The sequence below is a fragment of the Enterobacter sp. 22452 genome, from assembly GCF_052045065.1.
Taxonomy (GTDB): domain Bacteria; phylum Pseudomonadota; class Gammaproteobacteria; order Enterobacterales; family Enterobacteriaceae; genus Enterobacter; species Enterobacter mori.
Window position 1 is genome coordinate 235545 of record NZ_JBQEOB010000002.1, and the last position, 21227, is coordinate 256771.

Genomic DNA, 21227 nt, shown 5'->3' on the forward strand with positions numbered 1-21227 from the left:
GCCCAAGAGAAGGTAAACCCGCCTTTACGGCGGGTCAGGGCAGGGACATCAGGCTGGCATGGACTTGCGGATCGCGCTTAACAGCGCTTGTGCGCCTGAGGAGAGCGGGGCATCAACACGGGTCAGGATCCCAATAGGTTCCCCGGCTCCCGGCGAGGTCACCGGGAGTGCGGTCAGGGTGCCACGGCGCAAATCGTCTTTGACAGCACCTGAAGGGACGAACCAGACGTAGTCATAGTCCACGGTAAGCTGGCGCGAAAGAGAGGCTGACAGGGTTTCAATGCAGCCCGACGGGAGCGTGCACCCCTGCATTTCGAGTAGCGTTTCGGCACTCTGACGCGGAACCGTACCTTTTGGTGACACAACAACCGGCCACTCCATGACGCGGCTCAGGGTCACGGTGTCCTGCAACAGCGGGTGATCGGGACGGACAACCAGCTTGAGTGATTCCAGGAACAAGAGTTCGTAATTGAGGCCGCTCATCAGTTCCGGATCGGACATTCTGCCAATACCCAGATCCAGCTCGCCCGCTTTCAGTCCGGCAAGCAGCATCGTGTTATTCATGGTGGCAACCTGAATCGTGGCGTGCTTTTGCTGCTTGTGAAACTGACCAATCACCGCAGGCAAAATGCCCAGCGCCGCGGTAGGAAGCGCGCCCACGCGCACGATATCGCTGGCAGGTTCCTCTTTCCGGTTCAACGCCTGGCCTGCGGTGTTGAGAGCATCCAGCACTTTTACCGCGTGCGTCAGAAATTGCTCACCCACGAGCGTGAGCTGTGCGCCCAGACGACCGCGATCGAAGAGCCGCGTTCCGGTAAGCTGTTCCAGCTCGTTCAGGGTTTTTGAAAGTGCAGGTTGACTCAGGTTAAGGGTTTCAGCCGCTCGCCCCAGCGTTCCCTGTTGAGCGACGGCCACAAATGTATGCAAATGGCGCAAGCGTATGCGCTGACTGAACAGACCATTTTTTTCCATAGGCGATGTTAAAAACAGAGCGATGCGGGTGACAAGTTAAGTTGTTTGATTTTGATAACTTGATAGCAAAATATTTTTAACATTTGATCTGTTTGAGTTACAACCTGTTTTTGGTCATGCACAGGCTTTGACCACTCGTCTGCCTGGATCACAATTCGTAAATTCTTCCCGCCGGAAGGAACGGGCTTCTCTACACTCCAGGTAATATTCACTGGAGGCATGACATCATGGCGAACACCATCACGGCTGATGATATTCGGGAACACTTTTCGCAGGCTATGTCGGCGATGTACCAGCAGGAAGTTCCGCAGTACGGCACCTTGCTGGAACTGGTGGCGGACGTTAACCTGGCGGTTCTTGAAAATAATCCACTCTTACATGAACAGCTGGCGAACGCGGATGAACTCGCGCGCCTGAATGTCGAACGTCACGGCGCAATTCGCGTCGGCACCGCGCGGGAACTGTCCACCTTGCGCCGCATGTTCGCCATTATGGGAATGTATCCGGTCAGCTATTACGATCTCTCACAGGCGGCGGTGCCTGTCCATTCCACGGCATTCCGCCCGGTGGACGATGCGGCGCTGTGTCGTAATCCGTTTCGTATTTTTACCTCGCTGCTGCGCCTGGAGCTGATTGAAAATGTCGGGCTGCGCGAGCGTGCCGCCGGGATCCTCGCCCAGCGGAACATTTTCACGCCGCGTTGCCTGGAACTGATCGCGCTGCATGAGTCAGAAGGCGCATTCACTGAAACGCAGGCGCGCGAGTTTGTTCAGGAAGCGCTGGAAACATTCCGCTGGCATAGCCACGCAACGGTCGACCAGGATACCTATCTGGCGCTGAGCAAAGAACATAAGCTGATTGCCGACGTGGTGTGCTTCCCCGGTTGCCACATTAACCATCTGACCCCGCGTACGCTGGATATCGACCGGGTGCAGGAGCTGATGCCGAAGTACGGCATTGAGCCAAAAATCCTGATTGAAGGGCCGCCGCGCCGTGAGGTGCCGATCCTGCTGCGTCAGACCAGCTTTAAGGCTCTGGAAGAACCGGTTCTTTTCGCCGGGGAACATAAGGGAACGCATACCGCACGCTTCGGTGAAATTGAACAGCGTGGCGTTGCGCTGACGCCGAAAGGTCGGGAGCTGTACGACAGTCTGTTAAGCCAGGCCGGTACCGGTAAAGATAACCTTACGCACCAGCTGCATCTGCGCGAGGTGTTTAGCGCATTTCCGGACAGTGAAATGTTCCTGCGCCGTCAGGAGCTGGCCTATTTCCGCTATCGCCTGACGCCAGCGGGTGAAGCGCATCGCCACGCGTTTCGACCGGGGGACGATCCGCAGCCGCTGATCGAACGCGGCTGGGTGGTTGCTCAACCTATAACGTATGAAGATTTTCTGCCGGTTAGCGCGGCGGGTATTTTCCAGTCCAACCTCGGAAATGAAACCCAGGCGCGCAGTCAGGGAAATGCCAGCCGCGAGGCCTTTGAAGCGGCGCTGGGCTGTACGGTATATGACGAATTCACCCTCTATCAGGAGGCAGAAGCGCGCAGCAAACAGCGTTGCGGTTTGCTCTGAAATCGTTACTCTGCAGGGGTGTGATGGAAAAAGAAGGTGGTTATGCAAAATCCCTCCGCCCCTGTGGTTGAAACGCGCCAGGGCGCACTGACTGGTTTTACAGACAACAATATTCATGTGTGGTGTGGGATCCCCTACGCTGCACCGCCCGTGGGCGACTGGCGCTGGCGCTCTCCGCGTCCGCCGGAAAGCTGGCAGGGCGAACGGCAGGCAACGACGTTTTCGCCCTCAAGCTGGCAAAGCATTGAGTACTGCAAAGAGCTCGGCGGCGGCGATCCCGGCCAGTTCTCGGAAGATTGTCTCTATCTTAACGTCTGGTCTCCCGTCGATCGCGCCGGGCTGCTTCCGGTCATGGTCTGGCTGCACGGCGGCGGGTTCACGATTGGCGCGGGTAGCCTGCCGCCATACAACGGTAAAGCGCTGGCATCGCGCGGCGTGGTGGTTGTGACGGTCAACTACCGTCTGGGTCATCTCGGCTTTTTCGCGCATCCGGCGCTGGAAGGTGAAGAAAGCCGCGTGGTGCATAACTTTGCGTTACTTGACCAGATCGCCGCGCTGGAGTGGGTGCGGGATAACATTGCCGCATTTGGCGGGGATCCGAACTGCGTGACGCTGTTTGGTGAATCTGCGGGCGCGCGCAGCGTGTTGTCGCTGATGGCATCGCCGCTGGCGGAAGGATTGTTCCATAAAGCGATCGTGCAAAGCGGGTACACCTTACCGGATACGCCGCGCGAGAAAGCCCTGCAAAAAGGGGAAGCGATAGCCGCCCATTTTGGGCTGGAGAACGCCACCGCCGAGCAGCTGCGCGCGCTGTCGCCTGAGGCCTTCTGGCCGCTCACGTCGCCGCTGAACGTTGCGCCTGCGCCCGTCGTTGGGGATTGCGTCTTGCCGGAAGCGATGCTGGATGTGTTCTTTGCCGCGCGACAGCATCCCGTTCCGCTAATGATAGGTTCGAACAGCGATGAAGCCAGCGTGATGGCGGTGTTTGGCGTGGATCTTGCCGGGCAAATTCAGAAGCTTCGCCAGGAACGACGCTTTGGCCTGGGGCTAATTAAGCTGCTCTATCCGGGCGTGAAGGGGGATGAAGAGCTGGGCAGACAGGTGTGCCGTGATATGGCCTTTACCACGATGGGCTATGTGGCGATGCAGGCTCAGCAGCGTGTGGGCGGACTGTGCTGGCGCTACTGGTTTGATTATGTCGCGGAAGCGGAACATGGCACCTATATCAACGGTGCCTGGCACGGCAATGAAGTGCCTTACGTGTTCGATACCCTGGGTCAGGTGGAACCTTCTCGTCAGTACGTGAACGAACGCGATCTGCAGTTTGCTGCCCAGGTCGCGGATTACTGGGTGAGCTTCGCGCGTGAGGCCGGGGCGCAGGACAGCTTATCCGGACCGGTGCACTGGCCCGCCTGTCGCAAAGGGCGCGACGTATTGTTGCGTATTGGAGTGAATAAACATGCAGGTTTCAGGCTTGAAAACCGCTTTATGCGCGCCCGCATGAGTCTCTTCAAACGGGTGATGAAGCACCACGTCAGCCTCGATTAAGCAAACAGGCGCGAAACGCCGCCAGACCATTTTCCTCGCCTGGCGTTTCGCGCAGCACCAGCCGGTAGCTCGCGCCGGTTTTTATGCTTGTCTCATAAGGCCGCAACAGCCTTCCTGCGCGAACATCTTCCGCCACCAGCGTTTCGTCAGCAATGGCGACGCCGAGTCCCTGAATGGCAGCAGTAATGGCGAGATCCATGGTGTCGAAGTGTTGATTTTTGTGCATAACAAACGCCGGGCTTTCCTGTTTCGCCAGCCACAATGACCAGTCGGTTTTATCTCTTGTCGGATGAAGAAAAGTCAAGGCGCCCAGCGTTGCGCCGGCCCGGAGTGGGCTAAGCACCGGCGTCAGCGCCTCTTCAAACAGCAAATCGCCCGCGCTCATGTGGGTGCCGAAAACAATGGCGGCATCGTAAGACTCGGTTTTGAAATTGACGTTGTGATCGGTCGTGGTGGTCAACGCAATTTGCAGATCCGGCTGTTCGCGCTCCACGTCCAAAAGCCGGGGAATTAGCCAGCGCATGGCGCAGGTCGGCGCTTTCAGGCGAATAACGGTCTGGTGCGCCCGCGCCCGATCCGCAACGTTCAGTAACTGCGTAAAGGCCGATTGCATTTCAGGAAGCAGGGCGCTGCCCTGGGGAGAGAGCCGCAGCCCGCGCGCATGGCGTTCGAACAGGGGAAAGCCAAACCACGCTTCGAGTGAGGCAATTTTGCGGCTCACGGCACCCTGCGTCAGGCAAAGCTCCTGCGCCGCATGGGTAAGGTTCAGATGACGCGCGGTGATTAAAAAGGCGTCGATGGCATTAAGCGGGAATGAACGGCGCGACATACTACACCTCAGCTATGCGTTTTTCTCATGGCTATTATGACAACAATTCGATTGTCCCGACAGCGGAGTTATTGTTTGAATAGTTATGCAACAACTATGAGAAGGGACAGAGGATGACTTTACAGACACCGGTGCAAACCCGTTCAAAATTGCCTGACGTGGGGACCACGATTTTTACCGTTATCGGGCAGCTTTCTGCACAGCATAACGCCATCAACCTTTCTCAGGGCGCGCCCAATTTTTCCTGCGACCCAAAGCTTATCGCCGGTGTCACCCGCGCCATGGAGGCGGGGCATAACCAGTACGCGGCAATGACGGGCCTGACCTCCCTGAAAGAACGCATTGCGGAAAAGATTGCCACGCTTTACGGCACCCGGTATGACCCCGGTAGCGAAGTGCTGGTGACCGCCAGTGCCAGTGAAGGGCTCTACTCGGCCATTAGCGGGCTGGTCCATCCTGGCGATGAGGTGATTTACTTCGAACCGTCATTTGACAGCTATGCGCCGATAGTGCGGTTGCAGGGGGCGACACCCGTTGCCATTAAGCTGACCGTTCCGGATTTTGCCGTTAACTGGGACGAGGTTCGCGCCGCGATTACGCCGCGCACGCGGATGATCATCATCAACACGCCGCATAATCCGAGTGGTCAGGTCTTCTCAGCGAACGATCTGCAACAGCTGGTGGCGTTGACCCGTAATACAGACATCATTATTTTGTCTGACGAAGTATACGAGCACGTCGTTTTTGACGGCGAGCCGCACCACGGCATGGCGACGCATCCGCAGCTGGCGGAGCGCAGCGTGATTATCTCATCGTTCGGAAAAACCTATCACGTCACCGGCTGGCGAGTGGGTTACTGTGTTGCCCCGGCGGTGCTGATGGACGAGATTTGTAAAGTCCATCAATTTTTAATGTTTTCTGCCGATACGCCAATGCAGCACGCGTTTGCTGAACACATGGTCGATCCGCAAACCTGGCTGTCGCTCTCTGCGTTCTATCAACGCAAGCGCGACCTGCTGCAAAGTTTGCTGGCGGAATCACCGTTCCGACTGTTGCCAAGTGCCGGATCGTTCTTCCTGCTGGCGGATTACAGCCATTTCAGCGACGAGCGCGACAGCGAGATGGTCAAACGGCTGATCGTCGAGTGTGGCGTGGCCACCATTCCGCTGTCGGCGTTTTACGCGGACGGCACGGATAATAAATTGATTCGACTCTCTTTTGCGAAAGATGAGGCGACGTTACGGGCAGGTGCCCAAGCCCTGTGTCGGGTTAAACCACGCTGAGATAGGCTCTGAGGAGTTGTAGATGAAATTACGCGCGTTAATAGTCGGCATGGGATTGCTGTGTACGTTTTCTTCCTTCGCTGCCACCGAGTTACGTTACGGCCTTGAGGCGGAATATCCGCCGTTTGAAAGCCGCAATGCGTCTGGTGAACTGGAAGGGTTCGACGTTGAGCTGGGCAACGCTATCTGCAAAGCGGCAGCGCTGAAGTGCAGTTGGGTTGAAACCTCATTTGATGCGTTGATCCCGGGCCTGGTGGCGAAAAAATTCGATGCCATTAACTCGGCGATGAACATCACCGACCAGCGCCGCAAAAGCATTGATTTTACCCAGCCGATTTACCGCATTCCGTCGCAGCTGGTCGGCAAAGCCGGTACGGCGGTAGACACGACGGCTGAAGGGCTGAAGGGGAAAACCATCGGCGTGCTGCAGGGGTCCATTCAGGAAACCTATGCCAAAGAGCACTGGGAAAAACACGGTGTCACCGTGGTGTCTTATAAAGATCAGAATATGGCGTGGGGCGATCTGCTGAATGGCCGTATCGACGCCTCGCTGGTGATGTCCGCGGCCGGGCAGGCAGGTTTCCTCAGCAAGCCGCAGGGTAAAGGGTTTGGTTTTATCGGCAAACCGGTGTCTGACGACACTATCCTCGGCAGTGGGATCGGTTTTGGGCTGCGTAAAGGTGACGAGGCCACCAAAAAGCAGCTTGATGCCGCGATTGATAAAGTACGTGCCGACGGCACGATCGCTAAACTCGCTGATAAGTACTTCCCGGGTATCGATGTCAGCGTAAAATAACCGCCTCATTGGCCCCGGTGAGTGATGTCGCACCGGGGCATTTTTATACACATTTTCCAGGCTTTCTTTACACCACTTTCGGGCCGTTCTGGTCGACAGAAAATATTTCTCACTTTGTTCATATAATCACCGGCCAACAATTGGATTCTTAACCATTTTTGTTTAGGCTGTGCGTTCTTTCTTGCCGTCATTTCGCCGCGCGCGAAACACATTCACACGACCATAAGGACGTTTTTCCAGGCATGAATCGCAGACGTTTTCTAAAAGGCTCGCTTGCAATGGCTGCCCTGAGCGGCACATCTGGCCTTGCTTCCCTGTTTTCCAAAGCGGCCTACGCGGCTGACTCTGACATTGCAGACGGCCAGAGCCGTCGTTTTGACTTCTCCGTACTGCAATCCATGGCGCATGACCTGGCGAAAACCCCGTGGGGTGGCGCGCCGCGTCCGCTGCCGGAGACGCTGGCAACCATGACGCCGCAGGCGTATAACGCCATCCGCTACGACGAAAAACAGTCTCTGTGGAATAACATCGAAGGCCGTCAGCTGGACGTGCAGTTCTTCCATATGGGGATGGGCTTCCGCCGCCGCGTGCGTATGTTCTCGCTGGATCAGACAACCTCTCAGGCGCGTGAAATCCACTTCCGCCCTGAACTGTTCAGCTACGGCGACACGGGTGTTGATACGAAACAGCTTGAAGGCCAGAGCGATCTCGGTTTTGCGGGCTTCCGTGCCTTTAAAGCCCCCGAGCTGGCGCGTCGCGATATCGTCTCGTTCCTCGGGGCGAGCTACTTCCGCGCTGTAGATGACACCTATCAGTACGGCCTTTCCGCACGCGGTCTGGCGGTGGATACCTTCACCGACACGCCGGAAGAGTTCCCGGATTTCACCTCCTTCTGGTTTGAAACCGTTAAGCCGGGCGATACCACTTTTACCGTCTACACGCTGCTGGATAGCCCAAGCATAACCGGGGCGTATAAGTTTGTGATCCACTGCGAGAAGAGCCAGGTGATTATGGAGGTGGAAAACCATCTCTATGCGCGTAAAGACATCAAGCAGTTGGGCATCGCGCCGATGACCAGCATGTTCAGCTGCGGCAATAACGAACGCCGCATGTGCGACACCATTCACCCGCAAATCCATGACTCCGACCGCCTGGCGATGTGGCGCGGCAACGGGGAGTGGATCTGTCGTCCGCTGAATAACCCGCAGAAGCTGCAGTTCAATGCCTACATGGATAAGAACCCGAAGGGCTTTGGCCTGCTGCAGCTTGACCGCGATTTCTCTCACTATCAGGATGTGATGGGCTGGTATAACAAACGTCCAAGCCTGTGGGTGGAGCCGCGAAACAACTGGGGTAAAGGCGCAGTAGGGCTGATGGAGATCCCAACGACGGGCGAAACGCTGGATAACGTGGTCTGCTTCTGGCAGCCAGAGAAGCCGGTGGAAGCGGGGGACGAGCTGGACTTCAAATACCGCCTTTACTGGAGCGCCATGCCGCCGGTGCGTTCTCCGCTGGCGAACGTCTTCGCCACCCGTACCGGTATGGGGGGCTTCCCGGAAGGCTGGGCCCCGGGCGAAAATTACCCGAAAGTATGGGCGCGTCGCTTTGCCATTGATTTCGTCGGTGGCGACCTGAAGGCCGCTGCGCCAAAAGGTATCGAGCCGGTGATCACGCTTTCCAGCGGTGAAGCGAAGCAGGTTGAGATCCTCTACGTTGAGCCATTTGACGGGTATCGTATTCTGTTTGACTGGTATCCAACCTCGGATTCAACCGAGCCGGTGGATATGCGCCTGTTCCTGCGCTGTCAGGGCGATGCCATCAGTGAAACCTGGCTGTATCAGTATTTCCCGCCAGCGCCGGATAAGCGTAACTACGTTGACGACCGGATAATGCGTTAACGTTTGTGGGGTTGTGCCGGGTGGCGGCTTCGCCTTACCCGGCCTACTCAGGACGCATTTGTAGGCCGGGTAAGCGTTAGCGCCACCCGGCAATTGAGAGGCTCCATGTCTTCAGAAATCATCCCCGTTTCACAGCAAATCGAACTTCGTTCCGTCGAAGAGCGTTACACCACCGACCTGCACAACCTCGTCATCAAAAACAAAATCTTCCTGCAAACCGCCTTTGACTGGGCGCAGCACGTGGGCAGCGAAGAGGATACCCGCCGCAACGTGCAGAGTAACCAGATGCTGCACCAGCGCGGCTACGCCAAAATGTTTTTAATTTTTCATGACGATACGCTGGCGGGTGTGCTGTCGTTCAACGCCATTGAACCCGCGAACAAAACGGGCTATATCGGCTACTGGCTGGATGAAGCGCATCAGGGAAAGGGCATCCTCTCCCGGTCGCTGCAGGCGTTTATGCGCCATTATGTTGAACTCGGGACCGTTCGCCGCTTTGTGATTAAGTGCCGTGTGGATAACCACAGCAGCAACGCTGTTGCGCTGCGCAACGGGTTTATGCTCGAAGGGTGCCTGCGGGAGGCCGAATACCTGAACGGCCATTATGATGATGTAAATACCTACGCGAGACTGTTCCCGCTATAACGCCCCCAGCAGCGGCGTGCGGGTAATGCGCGTATCGCCGTTGATCGCCTTTTCCCCACGCAGGTGAATGTTCTCGCCCATAAAGGCTTCAATCACCGCATCGTCGGTAATCTCCACCCGATGTTCGATAAACACGTCGCCAGTGATGCGCGCGCGTCCCTGAATAACGACTTTATCGTCAATCAGAATCGGTCCACCGCGCAGCCACGCCTCTCCACCGATCAGCACGTGATGCTTGATGACGCAGTTACCTTCGATAACGGCGTTTTCTGCAACCTGCGAGCTGTAGCGCACGGTGGGGATAGCGTCGTCATCAAAGCCCGCGATAAGACGCGCGTTGCCGTACACTTTGGCGCAGTCACAGACCCAGACGTTGTTGAGATCGTTACCCTCCAGGATGGCCCTGTCGAAGACTTCGGCTCGATGCTCGATAAAGGCATAGCTGACCAGCGCGTCGCCGTAGATTTGCGCCTGGTGCACAATGCGCGACTCGCTCACCGTGGCCCGGTCATAAATTTTGAGGATCTGTTCGTGGTCGGGCGTTAAGCCTTTCGCGGCAATCACCATGCTGTTGTGGATCACGCGGGCATCACCGTAAATATGGCATTCGCCGCGTACGGTAGATTGCTGAATGGTGACGTTGTCACTTATCTTTGCCTCATGGCTCACCTGTGCATTGTCCAGCCAGCTGTTACCGCCGACGCGGGCATGGTGACTCACGACGCAAGGCTGGGTAAGACGGGCGTTATCCGATATTATCGCGCCCGCAAATACCACGCTGTTCTCGTCGTAGATCCAGCAGTCACCGTCCTGCGCGAGGGCACTCTCGTCGTCAATCCAGCCGCCTTTCGTGCCGGCCGTCACGTCGTTAAAATCCGCAGTGGCGATAATCTGCCGCAGCGTGGCCGAGTGGGTTGTCTCGCTGTTTTTCCACTGCCAGAGGCGTGTCTCGTCGCTAAGGCGGTATTTGTTCATTTTTATGTCTCTGATAAGCGTCTTAACTAAACGTAGCAAATTTTTCGAATTTCGAACGGTTGGCAACCAGAGGGTAACGCCTTAAAATGGCATTCAAAATGCACATTCAACTTATGAAGGTTCAGGAAGAATAATGACTGTCGATGAGAATTACTTCACAGAGAAATATGGCTTAACCCGTACCCATTCAGAGGTGCTGTACAGCGCGGAGATCGTTAAACCGGGTAAAACGCTGGATCTGGGCTGCGGTAATGGCCGTAATAGCCTTTACCTGGCCGCCAACGGCTTTGAGGTGACCGCGTGGGACAAGAACCCGATGAGCATCGAGAATATCGAGCGCATCAAAGCAGCAGAAGGGATGACCACGCTGCAGACTGCGATCAAAGATCTTAACAACCTGAGCTTTGACGGTGAGTATGATTTTATCCTCTCCACCGTAGTGCTGATGTTCCTGGAAGCGAAAACCATCCCTGGTCTTATCGCCAACATGCAGCGCTGTACGAAGCCGGGCGGCTACAACCTGATCGTTGCCGCCATGGATACGGCAGATTACCCGTGCACCGTTGGCTTCCCGTTTGCGTTTAAAGCCGGTGAGTTGAGCAACTACTATGAAGGCTGGGAGTTGCTCAAATACAACGAAGAAGTGGGCGAACTGCACCGCACCGACGAAAACGGCAACCGCATCAAGCTGCGCTTTGCCACTCTGCTGGCACGCAAGCCCGCTTAACGGGCGGCCAGCAGGCAGATCTGCAGGGCAGTGTTGTACGACGCCTCGAACGACGACAGCGGTAAAAACTCGAACGTCGAGTGGAAGTTATGCGCGCCGGTGAAGAAGTTCGGGGTGAGCAGCCCTTTAGCAGAGAGCGCTGCGCCGTCGGTACCGCCGCGCATCGGCGTGGGTTTTGGCGTGATGCCCAGTGACTCCATCGCCTCAAACATCAGATCGATGGCGCGTCGGTCTTCGCCAATCGCATTGCTGATATTGCTGTAGGTGTCTTCAATGCGATAGTCCACTCTGGCCGTTGGATGTTGGGCGGCAATCCGTGCGGCTACGTCGGCAATCTGCTGCTTGCGGGCGGCAAAGTTGTCCTTGTCGAAGTCCCGGATATTGGCTTTAAGAACGGCCTCGTTCTGACCGGCCTGAATGCCGTTAAACCAGATATAGCCTTCACGCCCTTCGGTGCACTCCGGCGTTTGCTGCCGGTCAAAATGGTTGATGTAGTCAGTCGCCATCAGCAGAGGGTTCACCAGCACGCCTTTGGCGGACATCGGGTGCGCCGTTACGCCGGTAAAGCGGATCTCAGCGGCTGCCGCATTAAAGTTCTCGTAAACAATTTCACCCAGCTCGCAGCAGTCTATGGTCCAGGCAAAATCGACGTCGAAGCGTTTCAGATCCAGCGCTTTGGCACCGTTCAGGCCGATCTCTTCATCAGGCACAAATGCCACGACGATATCCCCGTGCTGATGTTCCTCCGTCAGGTTTTCCAGCACCGTCATCACCACCGTCACCGCCGATTTATTATCTGCGCCTAAAACGCTGGTTCCGTCGCTGAAAATAATCTCTTCACCAGGATACGCCAGAATTTCCGGGTGCTCTTTTACACGTAACCAGATGTCTTTCTCTTTATTCAGACAGAGATCTTCACCATGAAAGGTCAATATTTGCGGATGAATATCCGGTGATAAACCCACGTCTACGGTATCAATGTGCGTAATAAAGCCGATGCGCGGCGCGCCGGGCACGTTGCCTTTTTTTACCGCCGTTACCGTGGCGAATTCATCAATCACAATATCGTCTAAGCCCAGCTGTGCCAGCTCCTGCGCCAGCTCTCTCGCCATATCATGCTGCCCTGGCGTGGAGGGAAGGGTTTTCACTTTTGGGTCGCTCTGGCTGGTGATGGCAAGATAGCGAAAAAAGCGCTGGGTTAATTGTCTGGAGAGTTCTGAGCCCATAGTGATTCCTTCTGTATTTATTTTTCAGGTGTTTGCCACATCACTTTAATGTTATTTATGGAATGGCAAAAGAATTAATTAGCCGTCGAATTAAAAAGACAGGAATAAATGATGAAAAGCAAACTCACAATGTTAACGCTCGCGTTTGCTGCGCTGACGGTCAGTTCCACCGTGGCGGCGAAAACGCTGGTGTATTGTTCCGAAGGATCGCCGGAAAACTTTAACCCTCAGTTATACACCTCTGGAACCAGCGTGGATGCCAGCGCCGTGCCGGTCTATAACCGGCTGGTCGATTTTAAGCCGGGCACAACGGAGCTGGTGCCGAGCCTGGCGGAGCGCTGGGAGGTGAGCGAGGACGGCAAGGTCTACACCTTCTATCTGCGAAAAGGGGTGAAATTCCAGAGCAACAAAGCGTTCAAGCCGACGCGGGATTTTAACGCCGACGACGTCATTTTCTCGTTTATGCGTCAGAAGGATGTCAATCATCCGTACCATAACGTCTCCAACGGCAGCTATTCCAACTTCGAAAGCCTGGAGTTTGGCAGCCTGATTACCGCGATAGACAAGGTGGATGACCATACCGTGCGCTTCACGCTGGCTCACCCGGAAGCCCCGTTTGTGGCCGATCTGGCGTGGTATTTTGCCTCGATTCTTTCGGCGGAATATGCCGATGCGATGCTTAAAGCCGGTACGCCGGAGAAGGTCGACATGGATCCTGTCGGGACCGGGCCGTTCAGGCTGGCGCAGTATCAGAAAGATTCCCGCATTTTATTCACGGCGTTCCCGGAATACTGGCAGGGTAAATCGAAGCTGGACCGCCTGGTCTTCACCATCACGCCGGATGCGTCCGTGCGTTTTGCGAAAATCGAGAAAAATGAGTGTCAGGTGATGCCATTCCCGAACCCGGCCGATCTGCCGCGCATGAAGGCGAATAAAGACATCACGCTGATGAGCAAGGCGGGGCTGAATACCGGTTTTCTGGCATTCAATACGCAAAAGCCGCCGCTGGATAATGTGAAAGTCCGTCAGGCACTGGCGATGGCGATCAATAAACCCGCCATTATTGACGCGGTATTCCACGGTACGGGCACTGTGGCGAAAAACCTGCTGCCGCCGGGCGTCTGGAGCGCAGACAGCGAGCTTAAGGATTACGATTACGATCCCGAAAAGGCGAAAGCGCTGCTGAAAGAGGCCGGTTTTGCTAACGGTGTCAGCATCGACTTGTGGGCGATGCCGGTGCAGCGTCCCTACAATCCGAATGCGAAACGCATGGCGGAGATGATTCAGGCCGACTGGGCGAAGGTTGGCGTGCAGGCCAAAATTGTCACCTATGAGTGGGGGGAATACCTCAAGCGTGTGAAAGGGGGCGAACATCAGGCTGCGCTGATGGGCTGGACAACAGCCACGGGCGACCCTGATAACTTCTTTGGCCCCCTCTTTACCTGTACGTCCGCCAACGGCGGTTCGAATTCGGCCAAATGGTGCTACAAACCCTTTGATAAGATTATTGCCGAAGCAAAATCGATAACCGATCAGAATAAACGCATTGCCTTGTACAAAGAGGCGCAGCAGATGATGCATGACCAGATGCCAGCCGTCATGATTGCACACTCGACCATATTTGAACCGGTGCGCAAGGAAGTGACTGGCTACGAAATAGACCCGTTTGGTAAGCATCTGTTCTGGCAGGTAGATATTAAGCCGTAATTTTGTCCTGCCCGGATCGCGTTCGGGCAGTCTTTTCGCAATCTGTGCTGTCTGCATCATTTTTTGCCACAACAAATCCCCCCATCTTTTGCTATAACTTCAAGTGCATACTTGCAGATAACATGGAATACCATCATGCGTACTCACACTTTTTTTAAAGTTGCAGTGCTTTCTGGTCTGTTGGCGTTGGCTGGCTGTGCATCGAAAGTTGCCGCTCCCGAACAATATTCAGGCTTTTTAAAAGATTATTCAGGCTTGCAGCAAACGACGTCCGCGACGGGGAAACCAACGCTGCGTTGGGTTGATCCTTCGTATAACGAAGCCAATTACGACAGTATTCTCTGGACGCCGATAACCTATTATCCGGCACCAAAACCGACGACTCAGATTGGTCAAAAAACGCTTGATGAGCTTCTGGCCTATACCAATACCAAAATGAAAACGGCAATTGGTCAGCGTAAACCTGTTGTGTCGACGCCGGGCAAACACAGCCTGATCTTCCGCGGCGCTATCACCGGCGTGAGTTCGCAAAAAGAAGGACTGCAGTTCTATGAAGTGGTGCCTGTCGCGCTGGTCGTAGCGGGTACGCAGATGGCAACCGGTCACCGCACCATGGATACACACCTGTTCTTTGAAGGTGAATTGATTGATGCGGCAACCAACAAAACCGTCATGAAAGTGGTGCGTAAAGGCGAAGGGAAAGAGTTGGCTAACGAAAATACGCCAATGGGCTTCGCAACGCTGAAGCAAGTCGTGGATGACATGGCGACAGATGCCACCATGTTTGATGTGCATAAAACAGCGAAATAATGAATCAGGGCCTGCAGCGATGCAGGCCTTTTTTTATGCCGTTCTCAGTCGTCTGTACCAGGTTTCTGGCTTCGTAAACATCACCATATTCCCGCCCAAAATCAGCAATAGCCCGACAATCCCATTCACGTGCCACACGTATCCTTCGTAAATCGTCGAAATAGAGAGCGCAACCAGCGGGAACAGCAGGGTGCTGTAGGCGGCTTTACCCGGACCGATGCGTCCGACCAGCGTAAAGTAGGCACCAAAGGCAATCACCGAGCCAAACAGGGCCAGATAGAGTAGCGCACCGATGTAGCTTACCGTCCATTCCGGCATAAAATTGTCCCCTCTGACGAGCGCAATACCGCCCATCACCAGCGTACCGTAGAGCATCGCCCAGGCATTGGTGGTCATGGTCTCCAGACCGTTACGCTGGTGGCGCATGCTGATCATATTACCCAGTGAGAATCCGTAGGTGCCCAGCGCCGACAGGCCAATGCCCGTCAGTAAAGAGGCGCTCGAGCCGCTTGCCAGCAGGTCGTCCCAGAAGAGGGTGATGATCCCGACCAGGCCCAGCGCGGCGGCCGTCCAGAAACGAGCGGGCGGGCGCTGTCCAAAGAAAATAAAGCTGTTAATGGCGTTATACAGCACCGCCATGGAGAAAATCACCGACTCCAGGCCGGTATTGATGTGCTCGGCGGCGGCGTAAAAACACCAGAAATTGAAGCAGAAAACGCAGCATCCCTGCAGCAGGCAAAAGAGGTGATCCCGCAGGGCCATCTTGCGCAAACGGCGAAGGGCAAGTAAGACGATCATTATCGTGGCGGTGGCCACGGCAAAGCGCCAGAAAATCGACACCGGGGCCGCGACCGGTCCCTGCTGCAGAAAAATTGCAATCCAGGTCGTTCCCCATATCACGACCACCAGTCCATAGAGCAATGCGTTCATTGTTTCTCTCTTCTCATACCGCGAAAAGCACAGTCTGCCCCGTCTGGGGCTGGGCTGCTTTCATCCTCTTGCGCAGGACTTGCAAATTCTTGCGCTTTTTTGTTGCGCGAAGGCTGGCATCGCGCGACAACACTTCTTAGACTGAGGGTCTGATCAACCATCCGTTCACGGCTATGTCTCACGCTTACGATACCTTTGAAACGCTACGCCAACAGAATGCAGTGCTCCGGGAAACGGTCGCGCTTAATTCCGGTATTCAACTGGCGGCGTGGTACAACAAGCACGATACGATCACCGTAAAAAGCAATCACCACACCCTCAGCCTGTACGTGGCCGATGGTTACGAAAGCTACCAAAAAACGCCGGGCGGCTGGAAGAATGGCGGCGGTCCGGACCGTTTCTGCCTGATGCCGAAAGAGAGCGAATCGACGTGGGATATCCGCGATGACCTGTCGTTTGTTCATCTGTACTGTACCGATGAACATCTACGCGATGTTGGCGAAAAAATCTGGGATAAACGCCCGCTGTCGCTGACGCTGGATGAGAAAATCTTCGGCAGCGATCCGAAAATCACCGCGCTTTATCGCCAGTTTTTGCTTGGCTGCGACTGGCAGCAAAAAGCGAATCAGCTCGCCCTCAGCACCGCCTCTACGCTTTTACTGACGCATCTGCTCCAGAATTACGCCAGCGTGCAGTGGAAGCTGCCGGTCGTCACCGGCGGGCTGTCGCCGTTTGTGCTGCGAAACGTGCTGGCGTTTATCGAAGAGCATCTCTCCCAGCCGCTGACGCTGGCCGATCTGGCCGATCAGGCTGCGCTGAGCGAGTATCACTTTGCCAGAATGTTTCGTCAGTCGATGGGGCTGGCTCCGCATCAGTACGTTATGCAGCGCCGTATGGAGAGAGCCAAAGCGCTGGTGCAGCATACCAACACGCCGCTTACGGATATCGCACTCGCCTGCGGGTTTAACTCCGCCAGCCACTTCAGCAACCGTTTTCGCAGCATCATGGGGATAACCCCGTCGCAGCTACGCGCGGCGACGGCGTGAAAACACGGCGTAACAGAGGCCACCCAGCACCAGCCCCCAGAAAGCAGAGCCAATCCCCAGGATTGTTGCCCCGCTGGCGGTCATCAGAAAGGTGACGATCGCCGCGTCGCGTTCCGCCTCATGATTCAATGCCTGATACAAACTCCCGCTGATGGTGCCGAGCAGCGCCAGACCGGCAAGCGTCTGGATCCAACTGAGCGGTAATGCGGCCATTAATCCCGCGATCGATCCGCCAAAAACGCCCGCCAGGAGATAAAACGCGCCCGCAGCCGCGGCGGCAAGCCAGCGTTTACCCGCATCCGGATGGGCATCATGGCTCTGGCAAATGGCTGCGGTAATGGCGGCGATACAGATGGAGAACACGCCGAAGGGAGATAACAGCAGCGCCAGCCCGCCTGTCACGATAATCAGCGGCGAGACCGCCAGCGGATAGCCCGATGCTTTCATCGTGGCGAACCCCGGCGCGTTTTGCGAGGCCATGGTGACCAGGAAGAAGGGCACGCCGATGCTCAGCAAACTGGTGAAGGTAAACGCCGGTGCGATAAATTGCGGCATCACGACAGAAAGGGCGATATCGCGTGTGACAACGTCACCTCCCGCCCATGCTACTGCGCTCCCCACCAGCAGTGTGGCGACAATGGCGTACCGGGGCGCAAAGGCTTTGGCCATCAGCCAGGCCGCCAGCATGCTCCCGCACAACAGAAAATGCCCGTCGAGATTGCTGAACGCCTGCAGGCCAAACCGCAGCAGCACGCCTGCCAGCATCGCGGCGGCAAGAGAATGCGGAATGAGCTTCATCAGGCGCGCAAATAGCCCGGTCACGCCGCACAGTAAAATGAGCGCGTTGGCAAAGATAAAAATGCCGATGGTTTCGGCAAGCGTCACGCCGTTGAGGCTGGTGGCTAACAGCGCCGCGCCGGGCGTTGACCAGGCGGTGAGTACCGGGGCTTTGTACCACCACGATAACGCAAGGGTGCTGACGCCCATCCCAATGCCCAGCGCGGTCATCCAGCCCGCAATCTGATGCGCATTTGCGCCCGCCGCCGCTGCGGCCTGCCAGATGATGGCTGCCGAGCTGGCATAACCCACCAGAACGGCAACAAAACCGGCAAGGACGGCAGGAAAGAGATGAGTTGAAGGGCGCATAAAATACTCCGTTGTGCGTTATAGCGTCCGGCATAAGGTAACACTGTGCGTTATAGCGTACAAGTGGTATGCTATGTCGGTATCTGGAGGGACCATGGAAATTACACAACATCTTGCTCATACCCTGAAAACCGAGCGCCAGGCGCGCGGCTGGAGCCTGTCGAAGCTGGCAGAAGAGACGGGCGTGTCAAAGGCCATGCTGGGCCAAATTGAGCGCAATGAATCCAGCCCGACGGTGTCGACGCTGTGGAAAATCGCCACCGGGCTGAACGTACCCTTTTCTGCCTTCATCGCACCAGAGGCGGACGGGCAGGCCGTGTTTGATCCCCAGCAGCAGGCGATGGTTGTGAAACCGTTATTCCCGTGGGATGAGACGCTGAGGTTTGACCATTTTTCGATTACCCTCGCGCCCGGCGCGCTGAGCGAATCCACGCCGCATGAAGCGGGCGTCATTGAACATGTGGTGGTGATCAGCGGTGAACTGGAGATGAACATTGACGGCGAGTGGCGCACGATCCATGCTGACGCCGGGGTGCGTTTTGCCGGGGATAAACCGCACGCCTACCGCAACAGCAGCGCCCGGACGGTGCATTTTCACTCCCTTATTCATTATCCCCGCTGAGGCTACGCAAAACTGTTTCGCTGACGCATACTTCTGACTACAATAGCCGCCATTTTGACCATAACGGATAACGACGAAGTATGCGCCTGCAATCCCATCATCTTGAACTTTTAAGCCCGGCCCGTGACGCCGCCATTGCCCGTGAAGCGATCCTTCATGGTGCCGATGCCGTCTACATCGGTGGCCCTGGCTTCGGTGCCCGCCATAACGCCAGCAACAGCCTGAGCGATATTGCCGAGCTGGTGCCGTTCGCCCACCGTTTTGGGGCGAAAGTGTTCGTGACCCTGAACACGATCCTTCATGATGATGAACTGGAGCCTGCGCAGCGTCTGATTACCGATCTCTACCAAACCGGCGTGGATGCCCTGATTGTTCAGGACATGGGCGTTCTTGAGCTGGATATTCCGCCCATTGAACTCCATGCGAGCACCCAGTGCGACATCCGCACGGTAGAAAAAGCCAAATTCCTCTCTGACGTTGGTTTCTCGCAGATCGTGCTGGCGCGCGAGCTGAACCTGAACCAAATCCGCGATATTCACCAGGCCACGGACGCGACCATCGAGTTCTTTATTCACGGTGCGCTGTGCGTCGCGTATTCCGGCCAGTGCAATATTTCACACGCGCAGACCGGCCGCAGCGCCAACCGCGGCGATTGCTCGCAGGCCTGCCGTTTGCCGTACACCCTGAAAGACGATCAGGGGCGCGTGGTGGCCTTCGAAAAACACCTGCTGTCCATGAAGGATAACGATCAGACCGCTAACCTTGGCGCGCTGATTGACGCGGGCGTGCGCTCCTTCAAGATTGAAGGGCGCTATAAAGACATGAGCTACGTGAAGAATATCACCGCGCACTATCGCCAGATGCTGGACGCCATCATCGACGATCGCGGCGACCTGGCGCGGGCTTCGGCCGGGCGTACAGAGCATTTCTTTATTCCGTCGACGGATAAAACCTTCCATCGCGGTAGCACCGACTACTTTGTTAATGCCCGTAAAGGGGATATCGGCGCGTTCGACTCACCGAAGTTTATCGGTTTACCGGTTGGCGAAGTGCTGAAAGTGGCGAAAGATCACCTGGACGTAGAAGTGACGGAGCCGCTGGCGAACGGCGACGGCCTGAACGTGATGATCAAGCGTGACGTCGTGGGCTTCCGCGCCAATACCGTGGAAAAAACCGGCGAGAATCGCTATCGCGTCTGGCCAAACGAGATGCCAGCGGATCTCTACAAAGCGCGCCCGAACGCGGCACTGAACCGTAACCTTGACCATAACTGGCAGCAGGCGCTGCTGAAAACCTCCAGCGAGCGTCGCATTGCGGTAGATATTGAGCTTGGCGGCTGGGAAGAACAGCTGATCCTGACCATGACCTGCGAAGACGGCATCAGCGTGACGCATACGCTCGATGGACTGTTCGAGGTGGCAAACAACGCGGAAAAAGCGCTGAACAGCCTGAAGGACGGCGTGGCGAAACTGGGGCAGACGATGTATTACGCCCGTAATATCGACGTGAATCTCCCGGACGCGCTGTTTGTCCCCAACAGCTTGCTCAACCAGTTCCGCCGTGAAACGGCCGACATGCTGGATGAAGCGCGTCTGGCGAACTACCCGCGCGGTAGCCGTAAAGCCGAAGCTGTGCCCGCGCCGGTCTATCCGGATACGCACTTGTCCTTCCTGGCAAACGTCTACAACCACAAAGCGCGTGAATTTTATCACCGCCACGGCGTGCAGCTGATCGACGCGGCCTATGAAGCGCATGAAGAGAAGGGCGACGTGCCGGTGATGATCACCAAACATTGCCTGCGCTTTGCGTTTAACCTGTGCCCGAAACAGGCGAAGGGGAATATCAAGAGCTGGAAAGCAACGCCAATGCAGCTGGTGAACGGCGACGAGGTATTGACCCTTAAGTTCGACTGCCGCCCGTGTGAAATGCACGTCATCGGTAAAATGAAAAATCACATCTTTAAGATGCCGCAGCCCGGCAGCGTCGTGGCCTCAGTCAGCCCCGATGAACTGATGAAGACCCTGCCTAAGCGTAAAGGCAGCTAACTAGCGAAAATGGGTGTCCGGTTTGCGCGATTTCTGCCACTGGTGGTGCTCGCGCAAACCTTCCGCTGACTCCTCCGCCGCGGCGCGCAGTTCATCGCTGTCAGCTTCATGCCGAAGCTGATGCTCCACACTCTTCACATAGAGAAATTCATGTCCTTTGTGCCCGGCCATCAGTTGACCGGAGAATAATGCGCACGTCAGTAATATTATCGATAAGCCTTTTCTTAACATTATTTCACCGCAGCAGAGACTGTCGCAGCTATCATGGCGATAATTTCGTGGTGTTATTATTCACAAAGTCAAAGTAGCGAAAAGGGTTTGTCAATAACTGTAATCAGGCGGCGATCTGGTAATATCCCGTAACCAATAACGCTGAATTCCTGCCTTTTTTAGGAATATGCTGAATTACATAACTACTGCCAAATTTGATATGTAATCGGACAACCAAAAA

General features: G+C 55.8%; 19 protein-coding genes. 12 read left to right on the forward strand and 7 right to left on the reverse strand.

Translation table 11 applies throughout. From position 1 onward, the window contains the following. Positions 1-48: 48 nt before the first annotated feature. On the reverse strand, positions 49-972 hold the full coding sequence (locus tag ACTJJA_RS06310) for a LysR substrate-binding domain-containing protein (protein WP_440666857.1): 924 nt from the start codon (positions 970-972) through the stop codon (positions 49-51). A gap of 227 nt (positions 973-1199) precedes the next feature. Between ACTJJA_RS06310 and hglS the strand changes: the two genes are divergently transcribed. Both hglS and ACTJJA_RS06320 read left to right on the forward strand, forming a co-directional pair. After that, complete coding sequence (gene hglS / locus ACTJJA_RS06315; RefSeq protein ID WP_440666859.1) at positions 1200-2543, forward strand: 2-oxoadipate dioxygenase/decarboxylase HglS; 1344 nt, start codon at positions 1200-1202, stop codon at positions 2541-2543. A gap of 42 nt (positions 2544-2585) precedes the next feature. Then, positions 2586-4091, forward strand: coding sequence for a carboxylesterase/lipase family protein (locus ACTJJA_RS06320; protein WP_440666861.1), 1506 nt, complete (start codon positions 2586-2588; stop codon positions 4089-4091). Here the strand turns inward: ACTJJA_RS06320 and ACTJJA_RS06325 are convergent. Next, positions 4078-4920, reverse strand: a complete 843-nt coding sequence (locus tag ACTJJA_RS06325) for a LysR family transcriptional regulator (RefSeq protein ID WP_010431009.1) — start codon at positions 4918-4920, stop codon at positions 4078-4080. The genes ACTJJA_RS06320 and ACTJJA_RS06325 overlap by 14 nt on opposite strands. A gap of 113 nt (positions 4921-5033) precedes the next feature. On the opposite strand from ACTJJA_RS06325, the gene ACTJJA_RS06330 reads away from it, so the two are divergent. From ACTJJA_RS06330 to rimL, 4 genes are all read left to right on the forward strand, one after another. Then, a complete protein-coding gene (locus tag ACTJJA_RS06330) occupies positions 5034-6203 on the forward strand; it encodes a pyridoxal phosphate-dependent aminotransferase (protein ID WP_440666863.1) in 1170 nt (389 codons plus the stop codon). 22 nt (positions 6204-6225) lie between these two features. Continuing rightward, positions 6226-6999, forward strand: coding sequence for a transporter substrate-binding domain-containing protein (locus tag ACTJJA_RS06335; RefSeq protein WP_440666865.1), 774 nt, complete (start codon positions 6226-6228; stop codon positions 6997-6999). Positions 7000-7241: 242 nt separating this feature from the next. Beyond that, positions 7242-8897, forward strand: coding sequence for a glucan biosynthesis protein D (locus tag ACTJJA_RS06340; protein WP_440666867.1), 1656 nt, complete (start codon positions 7242-7244; stop codon positions 8895-8897). Positions 8898-9002: 105 nt separating this feature from the next. Continuing rightward, positions 9003-9542 carry a 50S ribosomal protein L7/L12-serine acetyltransferase gene (gene rimL / locus ACTJJA_RS06345; protein ID WP_440666869.1) on the forward strand — a complete coding sequence of 180 codons (540 nt, stop codon included), beginning with the start codon at positions 9003-9005 and terminating at the stop codon, positions 9540-9542. Here rimL and ydcK read toward each other — a convergent pair. Further along, positions 9537-10517, reverse strand: coding sequence for a YdcK family protein (gene ydcK / locus ACTJJA_RS06350; protein WP_440666871.1), 981 nt, complete (start codon positions 10515-10517; stop codon positions 9537-9539). The genes rimL and ydcK overlap by 6 nt on opposite strands. Before the next feature lie 133 nt (positions 10518-10650). On the opposite strand from ydcK, the gene tehB reads away from it, so the two are divergent. Then, positions 10651-11244, forward strand: coding sequence for a tellurite resistance methyltransferase TehB (gene tehB, locus ACTJJA_RS06355; RefSeq protein ID WP_440666873.1), 594 nt, complete (start codon positions 10651-10653; stop codon positions 11242-11244). Here tehB and pepT read toward each other — a convergent pair. Beyond that, entirely contained in the window at positions 11241-12470 is a 1230-nt protein-coding gene (gene pepT, locus ACTJJA_RS06360; protein WP_440666875.1) for a peptidase T, read from the reverse strand. The genes tehB and pepT overlap by 4 nt on opposite strands. A 111-nt stretch (positions 12471-12581) precedes the next feature. On the opposite strand from pepT, the gene ACTJJA_RS06365 reads away from it, so the two are divergent. Both ACTJJA_RS06365 and ACTJJA_RS06370 read left to right on the forward strand, forming a co-directional pair. Next, positions 12582-14177: an ABC transporter substrate-binding protein gene (locus tag ACTJJA_RS06365; protein ID WP_440666877.1), complete on the forward strand. Its 1596-nt coding sequence runs from the start codon at positions 12582-12584 to the stop codon at positions 14175-14177. A 135-nt stretch (positions 14178-14312) separates the two neighbouring features. Next, on the forward strand, positions 14313-14987 hold the full coding sequence (locus ACTJJA_RS06370; RefSeq protein WP_010431033.1) for a DUF3313 domain-containing protein: 675 nt from the start codon (positions 14313-14315) through the stop codon (positions 14985-14987). 33 nt (positions 14988-15020) lie between these two features. Here the strand turns inward: ACTJJA_RS06370 and ACTJJA_RS06375 are convergent, their stop codons facing one another. Beyond that, complete coding sequence (locus ACTJJA_RS06375) at positions 15021-15917, reverse strand: DMT family transporter (RefSeq protein ID WP_440666879.1); 897 nt, start codon at positions 15915-15917, stop codon at positions 15021-15023. A gap of 173 nt (positions 15918-16090) precedes the next feature. Here ACTJJA_RS06375 and ACTJJA_RS06380 point away from each other — a divergent pair, with 173 nt between their 5' ends. Further along, positions 16091-16963, forward strand: coding sequence for an AraC family transcriptional regulator (locus ACTJJA_RS06380; RefSeq protein WP_010431040.1), 873 nt, complete (start codon positions 16091-16093; stop codon positions 16961-16963). Here the strand turns inward: ACTJJA_RS06380 and ACTJJA_RS06385 are convergent. Further along, a complete protein-coding gene (locus tag ACTJJA_RS06385; RefSeq protein ID WP_440666881.1) occupies positions 16943-18109 on the reverse strand; it encodes a benzoate/H(+) symporter BenE family transporter in 1167 nt (388 codons plus the stop codon). The two genes, ACTJJA_RS06380 and ACTJJA_RS06385, sit on opposite strands and share 21 nt — an antisense overlap. Positions 18110-18203: 94 nt before the next feature. Between ACTJJA_RS06385 and ACTJJA_RS06390 the strand changes: the two genes are divergently transcribed. Then, on the forward strand, positions 18204-18731 hold the full coding sequence (locus tag ACTJJA_RS06390) for a helix-turn-helix domain-containing protein (protein WP_100166686.1): 528 nt from the start codon (positions 18204-18206) through the stop codon (positions 18729-18731). Positions 18732-18811: 80 nt separating this feature from the next. Further along, positions 18812-20776 carry a peptidase U32 family protein gene (locus ACTJJA_RS06395; RefSeq protein WP_421512263.1) on the forward strand — a complete coding sequence of 655 codons (1965 nt, stop codon included), beginning with the start codon at positions 18812-18814 and terminating at the stop codon, positions 20774-20776. Here the strand turns inward: ACTJJA_RS06395 and ACTJJA_RS06400 are convergent, their stop codons facing one another. Beyond that, positions 20777-21007: a DUF2554 family protein gene (locus ACTJJA_RS06400; RefSeq protein WP_421512264.1), complete on the reverse strand. Its 231-nt coding sequence runs from the start codon at positions 21005-21007 to the stop codon at positions 20777-20779. Between the last annotated feature and the right edge of the window lie 220 nt (positions 21008-21227).

Excerpts from the sequence above, each read along its gene's own strand:
- ACTJJA_RS06310 (WP_440666857.1), bottom strand. The coding sequence starts at position 972 with ATGGAAAAAAATGGTCTGTTCAGTCAGCGCATACGCTTGCGCCATTTG.
- hglS (WP_440666859.1), top strand. The coding sequence starts at position 1,200 with ATGGCGAACACCATCACGGCTGATGATATTCGGGAACACTTTTCGCAG.
- ACTJJA_RS06320 (WP_440666861.1), top strand. The coding sequence starts at position 2,586 with ATGCAAAATCCCTCCGCCCCTGTGGTTGAAACGCGCCAGGGCGCACTG.
- ACTJJA_RS06325 (WP_010431009.1), bottom strand. The coding sequence starts at position 4,920 with ATGTCGCGCCGTTCATTCCCGCTTAATGCCATCGACGCCTTTTTAATC.
- ACTJJA_RS06330 (WP_440666863.1), top strand. The coding sequence starts at position 5,034 with ATGACTTTACAGACACCGGTGCAAACCCGTTCAAAATTGCCTGACGTG.
- ACTJJA_RS06335 (WP_440666865.1), top strand. The coding sequence starts at position 6,226 with ATGAAATTACGCGCGTTAATAGTCGGCATGGGATTGCTGTGTACGTTT.
- ACTJJA_RS06340 (WP_440666867.1), top strand. The coding sequence starts at position 7,242 with ATGAATCGCAGACGTTTTCTAAAAGGCTCGCTTGCAATGGCTGCCCTG.
- rimL (WP_440666869.1), top strand. The coding sequence starts at position 9,003 with ATGTCTTCAGAAATCATCCCCGTTTCACAGCAAATCGAACTTCGTTCC.
- ydcK (WP_440666871.1), bottom strand. The coding sequence starts at position 10,517 with ATGAACAAATACCGCCTTAGCGACGAGACACGCCTCTGGCAGTGGAAA.
- tehB (WP_440666873.1), top strand. The coding sequence starts at position 10,651 with ATGACTGTCGATGAGAATTACTTCACAGAGAAATATGGCTTAACCCGT.
- pepT (WP_440666875.1), bottom strand. The coding sequence starts at position 12,470 with ATGGGCTCAGAACTCTCCAGACAATTAACCCAGCGCTTTTTTCGCTAT.
- ACTJJA_RS06365 (WP_440666877.1), top strand. The coding sequence starts at position 12,582 with ATGAAAAGCAAACTCACAATGTTAACGCTCGCGTTTGCTGCGCTGACG.
- ACTJJA_RS06370 (WP_010431033.1), top strand. The coding sequence starts at position 14,313 with ATGCGTACTCACACTTTTTTTAAAGTTGCAGTGCTTTCTGGTCTGTTG.
- ACTJJA_RS06375 (WP_440666879.1), bottom strand. The coding sequence starts at position 15,917 with ATGAACGCATTGCTCTATGGACTGGTGGTCGTGATATGGGGAACGACC.
- ACTJJA_RS06380 (WP_010431040.1), top strand. The coding sequence starts at position 16,091 with ATGTCTCACGCTTACGATACCTTTGAAACGCTACGCCAACAGAATGCA.
- ACTJJA_RS06385 (WP_440666881.1), bottom strand. The coding sequence starts at position 18,109 with ATGCGCCCTTCAACTCATCTCTTTCCTGCCGTCCTTGCCGGTTTTGTT.
- ACTJJA_RS06390 (WP_100166686.1), top strand. The coding sequence starts at position 18,204 with ATGGAAATTACACAACATCTTGCTCATACCCTGAAAACCGAGCGCCAG.
- ACTJJA_RS06395 (WP_421512263.1), top strand. The coding sequence starts at position 18,812 with ATGCGCCTGCAATCCCATCATCTTGAACTTTTAAGCCCGGCCCGTGAC.
- ACTJJA_RS06400 (WP_421512264.1), bottom strand. The coding sequence starts at position 21,007 with ATGTTAAGAAAAGGCTTATCGATAATATTACTGACGTGCGCATTATTC.